The sequence below is a fragment of the Geodermatophilus pulveris genome, assembly GCF_900188375.1.
In the GTDB taxonomy this organism is placed as follows: domain Bacteria; phylum Actinomycetota; class Actinomycetes; order Mycobacteriales; family Geodermatophilaceae; genus Geodermatophilus; species Geodermatophilus pulveris.
In genome coordinates, this window is the sequence record NZ_FZOO01000012.1 from 81,286 (window position 1) to 102,173 (window position 20,888).

General features: G+C 75.9%; 15 protein-coding genes. 4 read left to right on the plus strand and 11 right to left on the minus strand.

The window, feature by feature from the left end; all coding sequences use genetic code 11:
* Positions 1–6: 6 nt before the first annotated feature.
* Entirely contained in the window at positions 7–801 is a 795-nt protein-coding gene (locus CHB98_RS19535; protein WP_089307270.1) for a methyltransferase domain-containing protein, read from the minus strand.
* 105 nt (positions 802–906) lie between these two features.
* On the opposite strand from CHB98_RS19535, the gene CHB98_RS19540 reads away from it, so the two are divergent.
* The gene (locus CHB98_RS19540; protein WP_179224696.1) at positions 907–1,995 is read left to right on the plus strand and encodes an FUSC family protein; all 1,089 of its coding nucleotides are present in this window, start codon (positions 907–909) and stop codon (positions 1,993–1,995) included.
* 16 nt (positions 1,996–2,011) lie between these two features.
* Here CHB98_RS19540 and CHB98_RS19545 read toward each other — a convergent pair whose 3' ends face one another.
* Complete coding sequence (locus CHB98_RS19545; RefSeq protein WP_089307321.1) at positions 2,012–3,457, minus strand: FAD-binding oxidoreductase; 1,446 nt, start codon at positions 3,455–3,457, stop codon at positions 2,012–2,014.
* 162 nt (positions 3,458–3,619) lie between these two features.
* Between CHB98_RS19545 and CHB98_RS19550 the strand changes: the two genes are divergently transcribed.
* Complete coding sequence (locus tag CHB98_RS19550) at positions 3,620–6,988, plus strand: ATP-binding protein (RefSeq protein WP_179224701.1); 3,369 nt, start codon at positions 3,620–3,622, stop codon at positions 6,986–6,988.
* Here CHB98_RS19550 and CHB98_RS19555 read toward each other — a convergent pair.
* A complete protein-coding gene (locus tag CHB98_RS19555; protein ID WP_089307273.1) occupies positions 6,934–7,701 on the minus strand; it encodes an SDR family oxidoreductase in 768 nt (255 codons plus the stop codon). The two genes, CHB98_RS19550 and CHB98_RS19555, sit on opposite strands and share 55 nt — an antisense overlap.
* Before the next feature lie 50 nt (positions 7,702–7,751).
* Here CHB98_RS19555 and CHB98_RS19560 point away from each other — a divergent pair, with 50 nt between their 5' ends.
* Positions 7,752–9,017, plus strand: coding sequence for an arginine deiminase (locus CHB98_RS19560; RefSeq protein ID WP_089307274.1), 1,266 nt, complete (start codon positions 7,752–7,754; stop codon positions 9,015–9,017).
* A 19-nt stretch (positions 9,018–9,036) separates the two neighbouring features.
* On the opposite strand, the gene araA is transcribed toward CHB98_RS19560, so the two are convergent.
* The 8 genes from araA to CHB98_RS19600 all read right to left on the minus strand — a co-directional run bounded on the left by araA (position 9,037) and on the right by CHB98_RS19600 (position 19,383).
* Positions 9,037–10,545, minus strand: a complete 1,509-nt coding sequence (gene araA, locus CHB98_RS19565) for an L-arabinose isomerase (RefSeq protein ID WP_089307275.1) — start codon at positions 10,543–10,545, stop codon at positions 9,037–9,039.
* An 11-nt stretch (positions 10,546–10,556) separates the two neighbouring features.
* A complete protein-coding gene (locus CHB98_RS19570; RefSeq protein ID WP_089307276.1) occupies positions 10,557–11,237 on the minus strand; it encodes an L-ribulose-5-phosphate 4-epimerase in 681 nt (226 codons plus the stop codon).
* Complete coding sequence (locus CHB98_RS19575) at positions 11,234–12,898, minus strand: xylulokinase (protein WP_089307277.1); 1,665 nt, start codon at positions 12,896–12,898, stop codon at positions 11,234–11,236. The genes CHB98_RS19570 and CHB98_RS19575 overlap by 4 nt, the downstream gene beginning before the upstream one ends.
* Positions 12,899–12,929: 31 nt before the next feature.
* Positions 12,930–13,943 (minus strand): LacI family DNA-binding transcriptional regulator, encoded by a 1,014-nt coding sequence (locus CHB98_RS19580; protein WP_179224703.1) that lies wholly within the window; start codon positions 13,941–13,943, stop codon positions 12,930–12,932.
* Positions 13,944–14,071: 128 nt separating this feature from the next.
* Positions 14,072–15,337, minus strand: coding sequence for a multiple monosaccharide ABC transporter permease (mmsB, locus tag CHB98_RS19585; protein WP_089307278.1), 1,266 nt, complete (start codon positions 15,335–15,337; stop codon positions 14,072–14,074).
* Positions 15,334–16,872, minus strand: a complete 1,539-nt coding sequence (gene mmsA / locus CHB98_RS19590) for a multiple monosaccharide ABC transporter ATP-binding protein (RefSeq protein WP_089307279.1) — start codon at positions 16,870–16,872, stop codon at positions 15,334–15,336. Before mmsA ends, mmsB begins: the two co-directional genes overlap by 4 nt.
* A gap of 170 nt (positions 16,873–17,042) precedes the next feature.
* Positions 17,043–18,203, minus strand: a complete 1,161-nt coding sequence (gene chvE / locus CHB98_RS19595; RefSeq protein ID WP_218822434.1) for a multiple monosaccharide ABC transporter substrate-binding protein — start codon at positions 18,201–18,203, stop codon at positions 17,043–17,045.
* Positions 18,204–18,447: 244 nt separating this feature from the next.
* On the minus strand, positions 18,448–19,383 hold the full coding sequence (locus CHB98_RS19600) for a DUF5926 family protein (RefSeq protein WP_089307280.1): 936 nt from the start codon (positions 19,381–19,383) through the stop codon (positions 18,448–18,450).
* A gap of 263 nt (positions 19,384–19,646) precedes the next feature.
* Between CHB98_RS19600 and CHB98_RS19605 the strand changes: the two genes are divergently transcribed.
* Positions 19,647–20,840 carry a cytochrome P450 gene (locus CHB98_RS19605; protein WP_245821444.1) on the plus strand — a complete coding sequence of 398 codons (1,194 nt, stop codon included), beginning with the start codon at positions 19,647–19,649 and terminating at the stop codon, positions 20,838–20,840.
* Positions 20,841–20,888 lie beyond the last annotated feature (48 nt).

The window sequence follows — 20,888 nt, forward strand, 5'->3', positions numbered from 1 at the left end:
CGGCTGTCAGACGCGGACCAGCAGCTCGCCGTGCAGCATCCCGAGCCAGCCGTCGTCCGCGGCGGCCCAGCGGCGCCAGGCGGCGGCGACCTCCGCCAGCTCGGCCGTCGTCGCCAGCCCGGAGGCGAGTGCCTGCTCGGCGAAGGCCGACGCCGTCGCCCGGCCGGCCCAGGAGGTCCCCCACCACTCCCGCTCGGCGGGCGAGGCGTGGCACCAGGCACTCGCCGAGGCGGTGACGTCGCGCAGCCCGGCCGCGTGCGCCCAGCCGAGCAGCCGGCGTCCGGCGTCGGGCTCGGCGCCGTTGCGCCGGGCCACCCGGTGGTAGAGGTCCAGCCAGCGGTCCAGGCCGACGTCCGCCGGGGCCCAGGTGACCGTGGCGTAGTCGACGTCCCGGACGGCGACCAGCCCGCCCGGCCGGCAGACGCGGGCCATCTCGCGCAGCGCCGCGACCGGGTCGGTGAGGTGCTGCAGCACCTGGTGGGCGTGCACCACGTCGAACGAGTCGTCGGCGGCGCCGAGGGCGCAGGCGTCGCCGACGGCGAACCGGACCGGCAGGCCCCGTTCCACGGCCAGCGCCCGGGCCTCGTCCAGCGGGTCGGGCGAGACGTCGACCGCCAGCACCCGCCCCGGGGCCACGCGCCCGGCCAGGTCGACGGTGATCGTGCCGGGGCCGCAGCCGACGTCCAGCAGGTCCAGGCCGGGTCGCAGGTGCGGGAGCAGGTACGCCGCGGAGTTCTCCGCCGTCCGCCACCGGTGGGACCGCAGGACCGGCTCGGCGTGCCCGTGGGTGTAGGTGTCCACGGGCCGAGCGTCGCCCTCCTCCCACCGCACGGGAAGAGGTGTCCCACGCTGCGGGAGGGGGACCCGGTGCGGCGGTGGGTCCCGGCACCGGTCACCCTGGCTCCCGTGGGAGCGCTGTGGGTGCGGCTGCACCGTCCCGCCGTGCAGCGCGGGGTGCGGGCCGCGGTGGCGGCCGGGCTGGCCTGGCAGGTGGCCGTCCTGCTGCCGCCGCTGCTGAGCGAGTACGCCTACTACGCCCCGCTCGGCGCGGTGATCGCGGTGCACCCCACGATCGCCGACTCGGCCGGCGCCGCCTGGCGCAGCGTGCTGGCCATCCTCGCGGGGTTCGCCCTGGCCGTGGGCCTGTACGAGCTGACCCGGGCGGTGCCGAACGCGCTCACCATCGCCCTGATCGTCGCCGCCGCGGTCGCCGTCGAGCAGTGGCGGCTGTGGCGCGAGCAGGCCAGCTGGGTCAGCTTCGCCGCCGTCCTGATGATGACCGTGGGCCTCGACGACCCCGCCGCCTACGTGCTGCGCTACGCCGGGCTGACGCTGCTCGGCGGCGTGATCGGCGTGCTGGTCACCACCGTGCTCTTCCCGCCGCTGCAGCTCACCCGCGCCGTCGAGCAGATCTCGGCCACCCGCTCGCTGCTCGCCGCGCACCTCGACGGGATCGCCGTGACGCTGCGCGAGGGCCGGGTCCCCGAGCCCGCCGAGTGGTCCGGTCGCTCGCAGGCACTGGACCGGGCGCTGGAGCGGATGCGCGCCGCCGAGGCCGCGGTCGAGCGGGCCCGCCGGGCCAACCCGCGGGCCCGGCGCTGGCAGGGCCGGGCCCGCGGCATCCGGGAGGAGTCCCGCGCGCTGGACCGCGTCGCCGTCCTCGTCGACGACCTCACCTCGCTGGTCGTCGAGTTCCAGCCGCACAGGCGCGGTGTCGACCGGGTCGAGGCCGGCACCGGCTGGGTGCTCGCCGAGGCGCTGTCCGGGCTGGCCGGCGTCGTCCGCACGCCGCACCACAGCACCGACGGGACGCCGGACCACCGGGACGAGCGGATAGCCGCCACCGAGGCCGCGCTGGACCGGCTGGTCGGCCTGCTGCGCACCTCCCGGCCGGCCGACGAGGACGGCTTCCTCGCCCTGGGCGCGGTGGCGGTCGGGGTGCGCCGGGGGCTCACCGCCCTCGGCGCGCGCCGCAGGCAGTACCAGCCCGCCTGAGCCGCCCGCGCCCTCCTCAGCCGCGCGGGGACAGGGCGTGGCCGGAGGAGAACACGCCACCGGGATCGACGGCGTCCTTGAGCGCCAGCAGCCGCTCGCGCACCGCCGGCGGGTAGGAGGCGGCCACCTCGGCGGGCTCGGAGACGTCGCCGAGGAAGTTGGTCATGGACCCCGGCGCCGCCCACGGCTGCAGCGCGGCCAGCACCCCGCGGCCGGCCCGCGGCAGCACCTCGGCGAGCTCGGGCACCATCGGGCCGAGCACGAACACCGACCAGGCCGCGTCCCGGCCGGCCACCGCGTTCGGCACGCGCGGCGCGCGGGCCAGCGCGCCGCCCATCAGCCGGATCTCGGCCAGCACCAGCGGCACCTGCACCTGCGGCCCGGCCGCGGCGAGGAACACCTCGACGGTCTCCGCGGTGAGCTCGGCCAGCAGCATGCCCTTCTCCCAGGCGGGCATCGGGTCCTTCGGGTCCATGTGCACCGCGTCCAGCTCGGTGGTCAGCAGCGGGGCGACGTGGCCGACGACGATCCGCCCGGCCGCCCGCATCGGCTCGAGCAGCCGCTCACCCTCGGCCGGGTCGTCCCCGCAGTGGGCGTAGCGCAGGTGGACGACGGTCTGCCCGCGCAGCGGCGGGGGCAGCTCCTCCATCGGCGGCAGCCGCAGGACGGCGATCGACGTCCCGACCTCCTCGGGCAGCGTCGGGGCCCACGCGCGGAAGGCGTGCAGCACCGCGGGGGCGTCCTCGGCGGCGAAGAAGATGCCGCCCCCGACCACCGAGCGCACCGGGAAGAGCCCGAACTCCAGCGAGGTGACGATGCCGAAGTTGGCCTTGCCGCCGCGCACCGCCCAGAACAGCTCGGGCTCGGTGTCGGCGCTCACCGTCCGCAGCGCGCCGTCGGCGGTCACGATGTCGAAGGAGACGACGGCGTCGGCGGCGAAGCCGTACCGGCGGCCCAGGGAGCCCATCCCGCCGCCGAGGGTGTAGCCGACAACCCCGACGTCGGACGACGACCCGCACAGGCCGGTCAGCCCGTGCTCGGCCGCGGCGGCCAGCACCTTCTCCCACTTCACGCCGGCCTCCACGCGGGCGGTGCGGCGGACCGGGTCGACGGAGACGCCCTGCATGCGGCGGGTCGACACCAGCACCGCGCCGTCGGCGTTGCGGACCGGTCCGTGCCCGGTGGCCTGGACGGCGACCGGCAGGCCGCGCGCGGCGGCCCAGCCGACGGCGGCGGCGACGTCCGCGGCGCAGGTCGCGCCCACGGCGACGGCCGGGGTGTGCCGGACGGCGACGTTCCAGGTGGCGACCTCGGCGGCCAGCCCCTCCTCACCGGCGGCGTGGACCGGGCCGTGCACCCGGCGGCGCAGGTCGTCGAGGTCGGCGGCCGGTACGGCGGCGGCGGGGCGGCGCGGGGCCGGGACGGTGGGGGTGGCGGTGCGGAGCTCGGTGGAGCTGGTCATGGTGGCGCTTCCTCGGCGGGTGCGGCGGGGGTTCGGGACGGCGACGAGACTGGCGCCGTCCCCTTGCCGCGCACTTGTCCCCGGCTTGGCCGCGGGCTTGCGGTCGACCGGCAGCGCCCGGTGCCTCCCGCAGCGGGCCGGGAGCTGCCAGGATCGCGGGTCGTGCGCTACCGCGTCCTCGGTCCCCTGGAGGTCGAGGACGACGCCGGCCGGGCCGTCGACGTCGGCGGCGCGAAGCCGCGGGCGCTGTTGGCCCTGCTGCTCGCCGAGCCCGGACGGGTGGTCGGCGTCGACCGGATCATCGCGGCGCTGTGGGGCGACACCCCGCCGCCGGCGGTCACCGGCACCCTGCAGGCCCACGTCTCGCACCTGCGGCGGGTGCTGGAGCCGGCCCGCGGCCCGCGCCAGCCGCCGACCGTGCTGCTCACCCGGCCCCCGGGATACCTGCTGCAGGCCGGCGCCGCCGAGCTGGACAGCCTGCGCTTCGCCCGGCTGGTCGACGAGGGCGACCGGGCGGTGAGCGGCGGGGAGCCGGCGCGCGGGGTGGCGCTGCTGGACCGGGCGCTGCAGCTGTGGCGCGGCGAGCCGCTGCCCGAGCTCGGCGACCTGCCCAGCGCCGCGACCGACCGGCTGCGGCTGACCGAGCTGCGCGTGCGCGCCCGCGAGCGGCGCTGCGACGCGCTGCTGGCGACCGGCCGGCCGGACGCCGCCGTCACCGACCTGGAGCACCTGGTCGTCGAGCACCCGCTGCGCGAGCGGCTGTGGGCGCGGCTGGTCACCGCGCTGTACGCCGCCGACCGGCAGGCCGACGCGCTCGACGCGGTGCGCCGGTGCACCGACCGGCTCCGCGACGAGCTGGGCATCGACCCCGGCCCGGAGCTGCGCGACCTCGAGCGGGCGGTGCTGCGCCAGGACCCGCGGCTCACCGAGCGCGTGCCCCGCCCGGTGCTGTCCGTCGTCCCCGCGCCGGCGTCGCTGCCGGCCACGGCGCCCGACGCGGACGAGCTGGTCGGCCGGCAGGCGGAGCTGGCCGCGCTGCGGGCGGTCGCCGAGCAGGCGGCCGGCGGCCGGCCGGGCGTGGTCGTCCTCGACGGGGAGGCCGGCATCGGCAAGACCCGGCTGGCCGGCGCGGCCGCGGACACGGCCCGGGCGGCCGGGTGGTCGGTGGCCTGGAGCCGGTGCGCCGACGACGCCGGCGCGCCGGCGCTGTGGCCGTGGACCCAGGTGCTCGAGCAGCTCGGCCAGGAGCAGCTCGCCCTGCCGGCCGAGGACGCCGTGGGGGACGCCGACGCCGCCCGCTTCGGCCTCTTCCAGGACCTGCGCGCCCGCCTGGCGGCCACCGCCGCGCCCCGCCCGGTGCTCGTCGTCCTCGACGACCTGCAGGGCGCCGACACCACCTCGGTGGCGCTGCTCGCGCTGCTGGCCCGGCACCTCCCCGCGGTGCCGCTGCTCGTCGTCGTCACCGTCCGCACCGTCGGCGAGGAGCTGTCCGGGGCGGTCGTCGACTGCCTGGCCCGGCTCGCCCGGGAGCCGGCGTGCACCCGGCTGCGGCTGGGCGGGCTGGGCACCGACGACGTCGCCGCGCTGCTCGCCGCCCGGCTGGGCTCGGTCGGCGACCGGTCGCTGGCCGCGGCGGTGCACGACCGCACCGGCGGCAACCCGTTCTTCGTCGGCGAGCTGTCCCGCTGGATGGTCGGCGCGCACGACCTGCACCTGGACTCCGTCCCGGTCCCGCCGTCGGTGGGCGAGGTGCTGCGCGCCCGGCTGGACCGCCTGCCCCCGGCCACCCGGACGGTGCTGGAGCTGGCCGCGGTCGCCGGGCGCGAGGTCGGCATCGACCTGCTGGAGGCCGCGGGCACCCCGGCCGAGGAGGCGCTGACCGCCCTGGACCCGGCGGTCGCCGCCGGGCTGGTCGTCGAGGGCACCCGGCCGTGGAGCTGGCGGTTCGCGCACGCGCTGGTGCAGGAGGTGCTGGCCGGCGACCTGCCGGCGCTGCGGCGGGCGCGGCTGCACGCGCGGCTGGGTGAGGCGCTCGAGCGGCGGCTGCCCACCACGGCCGACGACGAGCAGGTCGAGCGGCTGGCACACCACTACGTCGCGGCCCTGCCGGTGACCGGCCCCGGCCCCGCGCGGCTGTGGTCCGCGGCCGCGGCGCGCACCGCCCGCGCCCGCCTGGCCCATGGCGAGGCCGCCGTGCACACCCGGCGGGCGCTGGACCTGCTCGACCCCGGCGCGCCGGACGCCGCGCGCACCCGGCACGACCTGCTCACCGCCCTCGGCAGCGACCTGCTGCGCAGCGGCCAGCTCATGGAGGCCCGCGAGGTGGTCGCCGAGGCGATCACGGTGGCCCGGCAGCTCGGCGACCGGCAGTGCCTCGCCGAGGCCGCGGCCGTCTGGGGCAGCGTCACGCTGTGGAACTGGCGGCCGCACGGCGTGGTGGACGACGACATGGTGGCGCTGCTCGACGACCTGGTCGCCGAGCGCCCCGACGACGACCCGATGACCGCCCGGCTGCTGGGCACCCTCGGCGTCGAGCTGGCCTTCGGCCCGGACGACCGCGGCGTGCGGGCCGCCCGGCGGGCGGTCGAGCTGGCCCGGCGGACCGGCGACCCGGAGCTGCTGGGCCGGACGCTGAACAACTTCAGCCTGGCGGTGTGGGGGCGCCCGGGGGCGGCGGAGCTGCGGCTGGCGGCGGCCGACGAGACGCTGGAGCTGGCCGGGAGCGGGCTGCCGCGGCGCACCGAGTTCACCGCCCACCTGCACCGCGCGGCGGTCCGGCTGCACCTGGGCGACCTGGCCGGGTTCGAGGCCGACCACGCCCAGGCCCGGCGGCTGGCCGTCTCGCTCGGCGGACCCGAGGTGCGCCCGCACGTGCTGTGGCAGGCCGGCGGGCTGGCCTGGCTGCGCGGGGACGCCGCCCGCGCCGAGGAGCTGACCACCGAGGCCTACGAGCGGTTCCGCCGGGTCACCCCGCACGCCCGGCACGCCTACGCGGCGCACCAGTTCACCCTGCGGCGGGCCGACTCCCGCCAGGGCGACGCGCTGCCGCTGCTGGTGGAGACCGGCGACGAGGGCAGCCCCCTGCTGCAGGAGATGGCGGTGCTGGCGGCCGCGGAGTCCGGGGACCTCGCCGAGGCCCGCCGGCTGCGGGCGCGGTGGGGGCGCACGCTGGTCCGCGACTGGGCCAGCGACGTCGCCCTCTACCTGCAGGCCGAGTCCTCGCTGTGGCTGGGCGGGGAGGACGACTGGACCGCGGCGGCGGAGTCGCTGCTCCCCTACCGCGGCCGGCAGGCGGTGCTCGGCACGCCGTCGCTCACCCTGGGCGCCTACGACGAGCTGCTCGGCCGGCTCGCCGAGCGCTGCGGCGACCTCGACGCGGCCGGCCGGTGGTGGCGGGCCGCCCGCCGGGAGGGCGCGGAGGTGGGCTCACCGCACCAGGTCGCCCTGGCCGAGTCGCACCTGGGCCGGGTGGCGGCTCAGAGGGTCGTGGCGCGGCCGCCGTCCACGGGGATGACCGCGCCGGTGACGTAGGCGCCGGCCCGGCTGGCCAGGTAGACCACGACGCCGGCCATGTCGTCGGGGCGGCCGATGCGGCCCAGCGGGGACGACGCGGCGATCTCCGCGCCGCGCGCGGCCAGCGTGGCGGCCATCATCCTGGACTCGAACGGCCCCGGGGCGACGGCGTTCACGGTGATCCGCCGCGGTCCGAGCTCCTTGGCCAGCACCCGGGTCAGGTGGTGCACGCCGGCCTTGCTCGCCGAGTAGGAGAACGTCGGCAGGGACGGCGCGTGCAGCCCGTCGATGCTGCCCACGTTGACCACCCGGGCCGGGTCGTCGTCGGTGCCCGCGGCCTCCAGCAGCGGCAGGCACGCCCGGGTGAGGAAGAACGGCGCCTTGAGGTTGAGGTCGAGCACCTTGTCCCAGGCCGCGGCGGGGAACTCGGCGAACGGCGCGCCCCAGGTGGCCCCGGCGTTGTTGACCAGCACGTGCAGCCGCTCCTCGCGGCGGCCCAGCTCGGCGGCCAGCCGGCGGCACTCGTCCTCGGTGGAGACGTCGGCGGGGATCGACGCGACCCGGCCGTGGCGCGACAGCTCCGCGACCGCGGCCTCGCCGGCGTCGGGCTTGCGGGAGCTGACGTAGACCGAGGCCCCGGCCTGCAGCAGGCCGCGGGCCATCATCAGGCCGATGCCGCGGGTGCCGCCGGTGACCAGGGCGACCTTGCCGGTCAGGTCGAACAGGTCCACAGCGGGCACCCTAGCCGCGCCCGGTGGGCGGCCTGTGCCAGCCTCGCCCCATGAGCGCACCCACCGCCGACACCGCCGTCCTGGGCGCGACCAGCGAGGTCGGCCCGCTGCGCACCGTGCTGCTGCACCGCCCCGGCGCCGAGCTGCGCCGGCTGACGCCGCGCAACAACGACCAGCTGCTCTTCGACGGCGTGCCCTGGGTGCCGCGGGCGCAGGAGGAGCACGACGCCTTCGCCGCCGAGCTGACCGCGCGCGGCGTCGAGGTGCTCTACCTGGACCGGCTGCTCACCGAGGTGCTGGACACCCCCGCCGCGCGGGCCGAGCTGGTCGCCGCCGCCGTCGACGACCCCCGGCTGGGCGCCACGCTGCGGCGCACCGCGGCCGCGCACCTGGCCGACCTGGCCCCCGCGGACCTCGCCCGCGCCCTGGTCGGCGGGGTGGCGCACGACGAGCTGCCCGGCGCGCGCGGCCTGTCCTGGGAGCTCATGGACCGCACGGACTTCGTCGTCCGCCCGCTGCCCAACCTGCTGTTCACCCGGGACTCCTCGGTGTGGGTGGGCGACGAGGTGGCGGTGACGTCGCTGGCGATGCCCGCCCGGCACCGGGAGAGCACCATCACCGCGGCCGTCTACGCCCACCACCCGCGGTTCGCCGGCGCCGAGCAGCTCTACGACGCCTCGCTGGAGCACCTGGAGGGCGGCGACGTGCTGCTGCTGGCCCCGGGGGTGGTGGCCGTCGGGGTCGGCGAGCGGACGACGCCGGGCGGCGCGGAGCGGCTGGCCCGGCGGGTGTTCGCCCGCGGGCTGGCGCACACGGTGCTCGTCGTCCCGATCGCCCAGCAGCGGGCGACCATGCACCTGGACACCATCGCCACGATGGTCGACGTCGACGCCATGGTCATGTACCCGGCCGTGGCCGACTCGCTGGTCGCCTGGACGGTCACCGCGGGGGCAGGTGGGGCCGATCGGATGGCCGACGACGGCACCGACCTCGTGGTCCGCGGGCCCGCACCGTTCGTGACCGCCGCGGCCGCCGCCATGGGCATCGACCGGCTGCGGGTCATCGACACCGGCCTGGACCCGGTCACCGCCGAGCGCGAGCAGTGGGACGACGGCAACAACACCCTCGCGCTGGCGCCGCGGATGGCGGTGGCCTACGAGCGCAACACGGTCACCAACGCCGCGCTCGAGGCGGCCGGCATCGAGGTGGTGCGCATCGCGGGCTCCGAGCTCGGCAGCGGCCGCGGCGGGCCGCGGTGCATGTCCTGCCCGGTGACCCGCGACCCCCTGCCGCCACCGCAGCCGCCCGAGGCATAGGGGGCGGCGCGGGAGGCAGTCAGAGGCGCTGGGCGAGACGGTGGTAGGCGGCGCTCCAGCGCAGCTCCTGGGCCAGCGAGCGGCGGGTGGTGGCGCCGTCGATGAGCACCAGCTCGGTGGCGAACACCTCGGCCAGGTCGGTGAGCTCGTCGGCGCCGACGGCGGTGGACAGCACCGTGTGGTGCGGGCCGCCGGCGGTCAGCCAGCCCTCGGTCGCCGTCGGGAAGTCCGGCCGCGGCTGCCACACCGCCCGGGCCACCGGCAGGTTCGGCAGCGGCTCGCCGGGCGTCACGACGTCGACCTCGTTGGCCACCCAGCGGAACCGGTCGCCCAGGTCGCACCAGCCGACGACGACGCCCGCGCCCGGCGCCGCGGTGAACACCAGCCGGGCCGGGTCCTCGCGGCCGCCGATCGACAGCGGGTGCACCTCGACCCGCGGCCGGTCGCCGGCGATGGTCGGGCAGACCTCCAGCATGTGCGCTCCCAGGATCCGCGGCGTCCCGGTGAGGTCGTAGGTGTAGTCCTCCATGAACGAGGTGCCGCCGGGCAGCCCGGCCGCGGCGACCTTGAGCACCCGCAGCAGCGCCGCGGTCTTCCAGTCGCCCTCGCCGCCGAAGCCGTAGCCGTCGGCCATCAGCCGCTGGACGGCGAGGCCCGGGAGCTGGCGCAGCCCGCCGAGGTCCTCGAAGTTCGTGGTGAACGCGGTGAAGCCGCCGTCGGTGAGGAAGCCGCGCAGGGCCGCCTCGAGGCGGGCCTGGTAGCGCACCGCCTCGTGCCGCGGCCCGCCGGGCCGGCAGTCGTCGGCCCACGCGTAGAGGTCGCCGTACTCCTCGACGAGGGCGTCGACGGCCTCGTCCTCGACGGCGTCGACCACGGCGACCAGGTCGTTGACGCCCCAGGTGTTCACCGACGTGCCGAACCGGATCTCGGCCTCGACCTTGTCGCCCTCGGTCACCGCGACGTCGCGCATGTTGTCGCCGAAGCGGGCCAGCCGCATCGACCGCGCCGCACCGGCTGCCACCGCCGCGCGGGCCCACGACCCCACCCGCGCGCGGACCCGCGGGTCGGACACGTGGCCGGCCACCGTCGTCCGCGGCACGCGCAGCCGGGTGAGCAGGAACCCGTACTCCCGGTCGCCGTGGGCGGCCTGGTTGAGGTTCATGAAGTCCATGTCGATCGTCGCCCAGGGCAGGGCGGCGTCGGCCTGGGTGTGCAGGTGCAGCAGCGGCCGCTGCAGCGCACCGAGCCCGGAGATCCACATCTTCGCCGGGGAGAAGGTGTGCATCCAGGTGACGACGCCGGCGCAGGCCGGGTCCTCGTTGGCCTCGCCGATCGCCCGCCGGATCGCCGCGGCGTCGGTGAGCACCGGCTTCCACACCACCCGCACCGGCACCTCGGCGGCCGCGTCGAGCGCGGCGGCGACCCGCCGGGACTGCTCGGCGACCTGCCGGAGGGTCTCCTCGCCGTACAGCCCCTGGCTGCCGGTCAGGAACCAGACCTCGTGCCCGGCGAACGGGTCCGTGCGCATCGTCGCGGTCCTCACTGTCCGTAGACGTTCTGGTAGCGGGCGTAGAGGGAGTCGACGTCGGCCTGCGCGATGGGCAGCGGCTCGCCGAGCTGGCGGGACAGGTGCACGGTGCGGGCGACGTCCTCGGTCATCACCGCGGCCTTGACCGCGGCCTCCGCCGACGGGCCGATGGTGAAGACGCCGTGGTTCTGCATGAGCACCGCCGGCGAGCGCGACCCGCGCAGCGTGCCGACGATGCCCCGGCCGATCGAGTCGTCGCCGATGAGGGCGAACGGGCCGACCGGGATGGGGCCGCCGAACTCGTCGGCCATCGCGGTGAGCACGCACGGGATGGGCTCCGCCCGCGCCGCCCAGGCGGTGGCGTAGGGGCTGTGCGTGTGCACCTGGCCGCCGACCTCGGGCATGTGCCGGTAGACGTACGCGTGCGCGTCGGTGTCGCTGGAGGGCTTCTTCACGCCGTCGACCGCGGTGCCGTCGAGGTCGCAGACGGTGATGCCCTCCCAGGTGAGCCCGTCGTAGCGGACGCCGCTGCCCTTGATGACGAACAGGTCCTCCCCGGGCACCCGCTCGGAGACGTTCCCGGCGGTCCAGGTGACCAGGCCGTTGCCGGTGAGCTCGGCGTGCAGGGCGGCCACGCGCTCGCGCTGCGCCCGGTGGGTGCCCCGCTCGGTCCGGGTCGGGGTTGCGGTCATGCCGGCTGCTCCTCGGTGGGGGTGGTCTCGGTCTCGGTCGCCCGCGGCCCGGCCCGCCCGTGGCCGGTGCCCACGTGGGCCACGGCGGCCCGCTCGACCGGGAGCCCGGCGACGTAGCGCTGCACGAACGCGTCGAAGCCCGCGACGTCGGCCGGGTCGGGCTGCACGGTGTGCAGGCCGGTGCCGGTGAAGACGGCCGTGTCCAGGTACTCGGCCAGGCCCTGGCCCGGCGCGCGCCGGGTGGCGAAGGCGGCCAGGACGGCGATCCCCCAGGCGCCGCCCTCGGCGGCGACGTCCCCGACGGACACCGGGGTGTCGATCGCGGCGGCCAGGAAGCGCTGCCCCACGCCCCGGGTCCGGAACAGGCCGCCGTGGGCGAACATCCGGTCCAGCTGCACCCCCTCGGCGTGCAGGACGTCCATGCCGATCCGCAGCGTGGCCAGCGACGCGAACAGCTGCGCCCGCATGAAGGTGCCGAGGTCGAAGCGGCTGTCCGGGGGGCGCACGAACAGCGGCCGCCCCTCCTCGAGGTCGGTGATCGGCTCCCCGGAGAGGTAGTTGTACGCCAGCAGCCCGCCGGCGTCGGCGGCTCCGTCGAGGGCGGCGGTGAACAGCACCTCGAACACCGTCGACGGGTCGGCCTCGGACCCGAGCGCCCGGGCGAACTCGGTGAACAGGCCGGCCCAGGCGTCCAGCTCACTGGCCCCGTTGTTGCAGTGCACCATGGCCACCGGGTCGCCGGCCGGCGTGGTCACCAGGTCCAGCTCGCGGTGCGCGCGGCCGAGCTCGCGCTCGAGCACGACCATGGCGAAGATGCTCGTCCCAGCGGAGACGTTGCCGGTGCGCGGGGCGACCGAGTTGGTCGCGACCATCCCCGTGCCCGCGTCCCCCTCGGGCGGGCACAGCGGGGTGCCGGGGCGCAGCCGCCCGGTCGGGTCCAGCAGCCGCGCGCCCGCCTCGGTGAGCTCCCCGGCCGGCTCGCCGGCGGACGCGATCCGGGGCAGCAGGCGGGCGAGGGCCAGCCCGGCCCCGGCCTCGGCGGCCAGCCGGTCGAACCGGTCCAGCAGCGGCGCGGAGTACCCGCCCGTGGCGGCGTCGATCGGGAACATGCCGCTGGCGTCACCGACGCCGAGGACGTGCTCGCCGGTGAGCTGCCGGTGCACGTAGCCGGCCAGGGTGGTCAGGGAGTCCAGCCGGCCGACGTGCTCCTCGCCGTCCAGGACCGCCTGGTAGAGGTGCGCGACGCTCCACCGGTGCGGGATGTTGACGCCGAACTCCGCGCTGAGCCGCTCGGCCGCCCGGCCGGTGTCGGTGTTGCGCCAGGTGCGGAACGGCGTGAGCAGCTCGCCGTCGGCGCCGAAGGCGAGGTAGCCGTGCATCATCGCCGACACGCCGAGCGCCCCCACCCCCGCCAGCTCGGCGCCGTGGCGTCGCCGCACGTCGTCGGCGAGGGCCGCGACGGCCTGCTGCACGCCGGCCCAGACGGCCTCCAGCGAGTACGTCCACCGCCGGTCGACGAACTGGTTCTCCCAGTCGGAGCTGCCCACCGCGAGCGGGGCGTGGTCCGGGCCGACGAGCACCGCCTTGATCCGCGTCGAGCCCAGCTCGATCCCCAGCGCCGTGCGTCCTGCGGTGACCGCCCCGCCGGCGTCCGTCGTCATCCGTTGATGTTAGCGCTAACAACGGCCGGCGTCACACCCCGGCGTGCGCCGCCCCGGCCGGCACCGGACCGCTGCTCGCGCGCACCAGGAGCACCGGCGGGACCGGCTCGAGGGACAGCTCGCGCCCCTCGAGGCGGGCGAGCACCAGCTGCACCGCCCGGCGGCCGAGCTCGGCGAAGTCCTGCCGGACCGTCGTCAGCGGCGGGGTCAGGTACGGCGCCTCGGGGAGGTCGTCGAAGCCGGCCACGCTGACGTCCACCGGGACGTCCAGCCCCTCCTCGTGCAGGGCGGCGAGCAGGCCCAGGGCCATCTGGTCGTTGGCGGTGAACACCGCGGTGATGTCCTCCCCCGCGCGCCGGCGGGCTGCGAGCCGGCGGCCGGCCTCGTACCCGGAGGACGGCGTCCAGTCGCCGTGCAGGCACGCCGGGATCGGGACGCGGGCGCAGGTCAGCTCCGCCTCCCAGCCGCGGATGCGGTCCCGCGACTCCTGGGAGTCGGCCGGGCCGGTGACGTGGTGGACGGTGCGGTGCCCGAGGTCGAGCAGGTGCCGGGTGGCCAGCCGCGCGCCGGCGACCTGGTCCACGCCGACCGCCGGCTCCTCCACCGCCCCGCCGCTCTGCACGGTGACCAGCGGGAGGGGGGCGTGCACCAGGTGCAGGGCCTCGGCCGCGTCGTCGTAGGTGGCCAGCGCCAGGACGGCGTCGACGGACTGGGCGACGAACCGGTCGACGGCGTCGTGCATCGCCTCCGCCGTGGCCTCGTCGAGCACGGTCACCGCCAGCGAGTACCCCGCCGCCCGCGCCGCCTGTTCCAGGCCGACCAGGGTCTGCGCCGGGCCGTACTGGTTGATGTTCACCGCCACGAACCCGAGGGTCCGCGTCGAGCCGGTGACCAGCGCCCGCGCGGCGGTGTTGGGCCGGTAGCCCAGCTCCCGGATGGCCCGCTCGACGCGCTCGCGGGTCTGCGGGGCGACGTTGGGGTGCCCGTTGACGACCCGGGAGACCGTCTGGTGGGAGACGCCGGCGCGAGCCGCGACGTCGGACATGACCAGTGCTCGGCTCGCCCCCTCGGGCTCCACCGTCACCCCTCCTGCGTCGAGGAGCCGGCCCGTTGCCGCCTCACCGGGTGCGCGCCGGGCGGCCCCGCGGGTGCACCGCGGGGCCGCTCCGGGCGTCAGCGGGACGCGCCGGCGCGCCGCTTGTTGTAGACGTCGAAGGCGACGGCCAGCAGCAGCACCAGGCCCTTGATCACCGACTGGATCTGGCTCTCGACACCCATGAGCTGCATGCCGTTGCTCATGACGGCCATGATCAGGCCGCCGACCATGGCACCGACCACGGTGCCGACACCGCCGGTGACGGCCGCGCCGCCGATGAAGGCGGCGGCGATGGCGTCGAGCTCGAACATGTTGCCGGCGCTGGGCTGGGCACCGTTGGACCGGGAGGAGAAGACGATCCCGGCGATCGCGGCCAGGAAGCCCATGTTGACGAAGATCCAGAAGTTGACCGCCCGGACCTTCACCCCCGACAGCGTGGCTGCGGCCAGGTTGCCGCCGATGGCGTAGACCTGGCGGCCGAAGACGCTGCGCTTGGTGATGACCCCGTAGGTCAGGATCAGCACGGCCAGGATGACCAGCACGATCGGCAGGCCGCGGGAGTGCGCCAGCTGCCAGGCGAAGGCCATGACGACGGCCGCCACGAGGACGATCTTCACGACGAAGAACGGGAAGGACTCGACCGGCTGGGAGTAGCGGATGCGGGCGATGCGGCTGCGGTACTGGCTGACCGCGTAGCCGGCGACGGCGATCGCGCCGATCAGCAGGGTGAAGGCGTCGTACCCGTTGCCACCGAGCAGGCCGTTGAGGAAGCCGTTGGCGATCCGGCCGTACTCCTGGGGGAACGGCGAGAGCGAGATGTTGCCGAGCACCTGCTGCGCCAGCCCGCGGAACAGCAGCATGCCGGCGAGGGTGACGATGAACGCCGGGATGCCGACGTAGGCGACCCAGAAGCCGTGCCAGGCGCCGATCACGATGCCGGTGGCCAGCGCGGCCACCACGCCGACCCACCATGGCTGGCCCTGCTGGATGACCAGCACCGCCGAGACGGCCCCGGTGAGCGCCACGACCGATCCGACCGACAGATCGATGTGCCCGGCGATGATCACGATGACCATGCCGATGGCCAGGATCAGGATGTAGCTGTACTGCAGGACGATGTTCGTGACGTTGTTCGGGGACAGCAGCGTCCCGTCGGTCAGCACCGTGAACAGCGCGATGATGGCCACGAAGGCGATGTAGATGCCGCTGGTCCGCAGGTTGCTGGTCAGCAGCGCGCGGACGTCGCTGGTACCGGTGTGCAGCGCGACGGCGGGCGCGACGTCCTTGGGGGCGGTCGCCGTCTGGGCCTCCGGCTCCGACGACGGGGGCACGGTCCTGGTCATGCCGCCAGCTCCTTCTCCTTGGTCATGAGCTCCATGAGGTTCTCCTGGGTCGCCTGGCCGACGGGCACCTCACCGGTGATCCGGCCCGCCGAGAGGGTGTAGATGCGGTCGCAGGTGCCCAGCAGCTCGGGCAGCTCCGAGGAGATGACCAGCACCGCCTTACCGGCCGCGACCAGCCGGTTGATGATCGTGTAGATCTCGTACTTCGCGCCCACGTCGATGCCGCGGGTGGGCTCGTCGAGGATGAGCACCTCGGGGTCGGTGTACAGCCACTTGGACAGCACGACCTTCTGCTGGTTGCCGCCGGAGAGCTTGCCGACGATCGACGTCACGCTCGGGGCCTTGACGTTCATGCTCTGGCGGTAGCCCTCGGCGACCTTGATCTCCTCGTTGCCGTCCACGAGGCCGCGGCTGGCGAGCTTGTGCAGGGCCGCGGCGGAGATGTTGCGCCGGATGTCCTCGATGAGGTTCAGGCCGTAGTGCTTGCGGTCCTCGGTGGCGTAGGCGATGCCGGCGTCGATCGCCTCGGAGACGTTGCGGGGGTGGACCTCCTTGCCGTGCACGTACATCCGGCCGGTGGTGTTGCGGCCGTAGGCCCGGCCGAAGATGCTCATCGCCAGCTCGGTGCGCCCGGCGCCCATGAGGCCGGCGATCCCGACGACCTCCCCGGCCCGGACGGTGAAGCTCGCCCCGTCGACGACCTTGCGGTCCTGGGTGGGGTGCCAGACGGTCCAGTCCTCGACCCGCAGCACCTCCTCGCCGGGGTGCGACTCGCGCTCGGGGTAGTAGCTCTCCAGGTCCCGGCCGACCATCCCGCGGATGATCCGCTCCTGGGTGACCTCGCCGGCGTGCAGGCTCAGCGTCTCGACGGTCCGGCCGTCGCGGATGACCGTGACGTTGTCGGCGACGGCGGTGATCTCGCCCAGCTTGTGCGAGATCATGATGCAGGTGATGCCGCGCTCGCGGAGGCGGCGCAGCAGGTCCAGCAGGTGCGCGGAGTCGGTGTCGTTCAGCGCGGCGGTGGGCTCGTCGAGGATGAGCAGCCGGACGTCCTTCGACAGCGCCTTGGCGATCTCCACCAGCTGCTGCTTGCCGACGCCGAGCTGGCCGACCGGGGTGACCGGGTTCTCGTCCAGCCCCACCGAGCGCAGCAGCTCACCGGCGTCGGCGTTGGCCTTGTTCCAGTCGATGAGCCCGAGCCGGCCGCGCCGCTCGCTGCCGAGGAAGATGTTCTCCGCGACCGACAGGTAGGGCACCAGCGCGAGCTCCTGGTGGATGATCACGATGCCCACGTGCTCGCTGTCGCGGATGCCGGAGAAGCGCACCGGCTGGCCGTCGTAGACGATCTCGCCGTCGTAGCTGCCGGCCGGGTAGACGCCGGACAGGACCTTCATCAGCGTCGACTTGCCGGCGCCGTTCTCGCCGCAGATCGCGTGGATCTCGCCGCGGCGCACCTTGAGGTTGACGTCCTCCAGGGCCTTGACGCCCGGGAAGGTCTTGGTGATGCCGCGCATCTCCAGGATGGAGTCGTCCATGGGACCTCGTCGTCCATGTCGTCGGCGCCGGACGCGGCGCCCGCGGGTGGTCTGTGGAGTGTGCGCCCCGTGGGTCGGGTCGGCCAGGGGCGTGCGGTGCGGTCCGGGTGGTGCCGGCCGGGCCCGGCAGCCTGTGCTGCCGGGCCCGGCCGGGTCTCGGGGGGAGGGGGTCAGTCGGCCTGGCCGCTGGCGACCTCGTCGGCCGTCCAGTAGCCGGAGTCGATGAGCACCGACTGGATGTCGTCGGCGAACACCGTCTCGACCGGCAGCAGGTAGGACGGGACGACCTTGACGCCGTTGTCGTAGGTCTCGGTGTCGTTGGCCTCCGGCTCGCCGCCCTCCGCGAACGCCGCGGCGGCCTCGACGGCCTGCTCGGCCAGCAGGCGGGTGTCCTTGAAGATCGTGGAGCTCTGGACACCGTCCTGGATCAACTTGACCGAGGCGATCTCGGCGTCCTGACCGGTGACGACCGCCATCGGGTTGCCGGCGTCGAGCGTCGGGCCGTAGCCGGCGTTGGTCAGCGCGGTGATGATGCCGCGGGACAGGCCGTCGTACGGCGACAGGACGCCGTCGACGCGGGAGCCGTCGTTGTACGTGGAGGTCAGCAGGTCCTCCATGCGCCGCTGGGCGGTCTCCTGCTGCCAGCGCAGGATGGCGGCCTGCTCGATGCTGGTCTGGCCGGACTTGACGACCAGCGTGCCGTCGTCGATCAGCGGCTGCAGGACCGACATGGCGCCATTGAAGAAGAAGAAGGCGTTGTTGTCGTCCAGCGAGCCGGCGAACAGCTCGATGTTGAACGGGCCGGTGGCGGTGCCCGCCGAGCCGTCCTCGTTCTGCAGACCCAGCCCGCGCAGCAGGGCGTTGCCCTGCGCGACGCCGACCTGGAAGTTGTCGAAGGTGACGTAGAAGTCGACGTTCTCGCTGTCGCGGATCAGCCGGTCGTAGGAGACCACCGGGATGTTCTGGCTGGCCGCGGTCTCCAGCTGGCCGGCCAGCGCGGTCCCGTCGATCGCCGCGATGACGAGGATGTCGGCACCCTGGGTGATCATCGAGTCGATCTGCTGCAGCTGGGTGGGGATGTCGTCGTTGGCGAACTGCAGGTCGACGGTGTAGCCCGCGCCCTCCAGCTGCTCCTGCACGTTCGCGCCGTCGGCGATCCACCGCTCGGAGGTCTGCGTCGGCATCGAGACGCCGATGGTCAGGTCCTCCGGCGCGGCACTGCCACCAGCGCCCGCACCACCGCCGCCGCCACCGGCGCCCTCGCCGCCACAGGCCGCCAGGGTCAACGCCATGCCGGCGCTGAGGGCGGCGAAGCCGAGCTTCTTGCTCACGTGATCTCCTCCTCGGGAACTGCTGCGCGCTCGACCCGGCGCAGGCCCGCCCGTGGCGAGCGGTAAGAGTGTGAGCGCTAACAACCCATCGCCGTCAAGCCCTGGGCGCCATCTCGGCGTCACGGTCTCGTAACGTCCCCGGCGGGCGGCGCACCGCCGTCACCGGCGCGTGACGCCGCGTCGACGACGGGGCGGCGACGGCCTCCCCATGGGGCGTGCGGGGGACCACCCGGTCAGGGGGCCGTCAGCGCAGGGTGACCTGGCGGGAGAGCAGGCCGGCCCGGGCGCGGCGCTCGTCGGCGGTCAGCGGGGCCGTCTCGCCCAGCGCCTGCTCCAGCCGGCCCTGGAACGCCGTCGCCGCCCCGGTCCAGTCGGCGGCAGGGGCACCGGCGGGCAGGTCCCAGACCGGGACGAGCAGGCCGTGCGCACGGAAGGCCCCGGCGTAGCGGGTGCCCTCGCCGAGCAGGACCTCCCCGGAGGCGCGCAGCCGGGCCAGCGCGTCGAGCAGCCGCTCCTCCGGCTCGGGCCGGACCCAGCGCAGGTGGGCCCGCTCGCCGCTGGGCCGCACCCAGTAGGCGGCGCCGAGCCCGGGCAGCGCCTCGGTGGGCAGGATGGCCGCGTTCGCCTGCTCCAGGCCGGCCCGCGCCGCGGCCCCGGCGTCGACACCCTCCAGCCAGAAGCCGAAGTCCGGGTGCACGGTCACGTCCAGCGGCGCGGTGAGGTCGAGCAGCTCCTGCAGCCGCGGGCCGGCCGAGCCGGCGCCGCCCAGGGGGCCCGGGTCGACCGGCGCGCCGGCCGGTGCCTCCAGCGCGGCGGCCAGCGCCGTCCCGAGGTCGCGGCTGACGTCGTCGGAGGAGCCCTGCAGCTGGACGCCGAGCAGGATCTCGCCGTTGGCGCGGACCAGGGCGGGCGCGCCGCCGGGCAGCACGCTGGCCAGGGTGACCGCGCGCCCGTCCGCCGTCCGCAGGGGCGCGGTGGCCGCGGGGACCAGCTCCCGCAGGGCCACCCAGTGCTCCTCGCCGGGCAGCCCCTCGAACGGCCGGGTCACCGGCGGGGCGTAGCCGGACCCGTGGCAGTGCCGGTAGCGGCGACCCGAGCCGCACGGGCACGGCGCCTTCGGGTTGACGCCGTCCCCGGCGGACGGGGCGGCGGGACGCTTGCGGGTGGCGGAGCGGGCCATGCGCCCGAGCCTAGGTGGCGGCCGTGCGGCCGCCGCGCACCCGTGGACAGCTCCCCCGCGCCGGGACACAGCCCTCGCGTCCGGGGCGGGGGTGCGGACGGGGCGGGATGTCGGGAGTGGGCCGACGAGGACGTCGGCGGACGCACCGTCCGCATCGTCGAGCGGTTCGACGCCCTGCCCGCCCTGACCTCGCCCGGTCCCCCGGCCGGCTGACCGCCGCCGGGGCGCCCCGGCAGCACCGGGAGCGCCCCTACGCTCCGGTCGTGGAGCCGCTGGACCTCACCGACCCGGCCGTCGTGGCCGACCCCTACCCGGCCTTCGCGCGCGCCCGCGCGCAGGCGCCGGTGCAGTGGCACGAGGGCCTGGGGATGTGGCTGGCGTTCACCCACGCCGAGTGCGACGCCGTCCTGCGCGACCGGCGGCTGGGCCGGATCTGGCGGGACCGGGAGCCGGCCGGCCGCTTCGCCGCCTTCAACCTGGTGCACCGCAACGCCCTGCTGGAGATGGAGCCGCCGGACCACACCCGGCTGCGCCGCCTGGTCAGTGCCGCCTTCGCCCGCGGGCACGTGGAGCGGCTGCGGCCCTGGGTGCAGGACCTGGCCGCCGGGCTGGTCGACGGCCTGGTCGAGCGGTCCGGCGGCACCGACCCGGTCGACGTCGTCGGCGGGCTGGCCGAGGTGCTGCCGGTCGCCGTCATCGCCGAGCTGCTCGGCGTCCCGGACGCCGACCGGCCGCGGCTGCGGCCGTGGTCGAACGCGATCGTGCGGATGTACGAGTACGGCCGGACGGCGGCCGACGAGGACGCCGCCGAGCGGGCGGCGGAGGAGTTCGTCACGTACCTGCGCGGGCTGGCCGCCGAGCGCCGCCGCGCACCGCGCGAGGACCTGCTGTCCTCCCTGGTGCGCGTGCGGGACGCCGACGGCGACCGGCTGACCGAGGACGAGCTGGTCACGACCTGCGTGCTGCTGCTCAACGCCGGGCACGAGGCGACGGTGAACGTCACCGGCAACGGCCTGCTGGCGCTGCAGCGGCACCCCGGCCAGCTGGCCCGGCTGCGGGCGTACCCGGGCCTGCTGCCGACCGCGGTGGAGGAGCTGATGCGCTTCGACCCGCCGCTGCAGCTGTTCGAGCGCACCGCCACCGAGGACGTCGGGATCGGCGGGGTGACCGTGCGCCGGGGCCAGAAGGTGGCCGCCCTGCTGGGCGCGGCCGCCCGGGACCCGGCGGCCTCCACCGACCCGGACACCCTCGACGTCGCCCGCCGCGACGACCCGCACGTCTCCTTCGGTGCCGGGGTGCACTTCTGCGTCGGGGCGCCGCTGGCCCGGGTGGAGCTGCAGGCCGCCTTCGGCGCGCTGCTGGCACGCACCTCGCGGCTGGAGCCCGGCGGCCCGCCGGTGCGCCGCCCGGGGTTCGTCATCCGCGGCCTGGCCGAGCTGCCGGTCGTGCTGGGCTGAGCGGCGAGCTGCCGTGACCTCTGCGGGTGGAACGTGAGCGGGGTCACT

Bases quoted from the DNA above. Each gene is read 5' to 3' on its own strand.
- CHB98_RS19545 (WP_089307321.1), bottom strand. From the start codon at position 3,457: ATGACCAGCTCCACCGAGCTCCGCACCGCCACCCCCACCGTCCCGGCC.
- CHB98_RS19560 (WP_089307274.1), top strand. From the start codon at position 7,752: ATGAGCGCACCCACCGCCGACACCGCCGTCCTGGGCGCGACCAGCGAG.
- araA (WP_089307275.1), bottom strand. From the start codon at position 10,545: ATGCGCACGGACCCGTTCGCCGGGCACGAGGTCTGGTTCCTGACCGGC.
- CHB98_RS19570 (WP_089307276.1), bottom strand. From the start codon at position 11,237: ATGACCGCAACCCCGACCCGGACCGAGCGGGGCACCCACCGGGCGCAG.
- CHB98_RS19575 (WP_089307277.1), bottom strand. From the start codon at position 12,898: ATGACGACGGACGCCGGCGGGGCGGTCACCGCAGGACGCACGGCGCTG.
- CHB98_RS19580 (WP_179224703.1), bottom strand. From the start codon at position 13,943: ATGTCCGACGTCGCGGCTCGCGCCGGCGTCTCCCACCAGACGGTCTCC.
- mmsB (WP_089307278.1), bottom strand. From the start codon at position 15,337: ATGACCAGGACCGTGCCCCCGTCGTCGGAGCCGGAGGCCCAGACGGCG.
- mmsA (WP_089307279.1), bottom strand. From the start codon at position 16,872: ATGGACGACTCCATCCTGGAGATGCGCGGCATCACCAAGACCTTCCCG.
- CHB98_RS19600 (WP_089307280.1), bottom strand. From the start codon at position 19,383: ATGGCCCGCTCCGCCACCCGCAAGCGTCCCGCCGCCCCGTCCGCCGGG.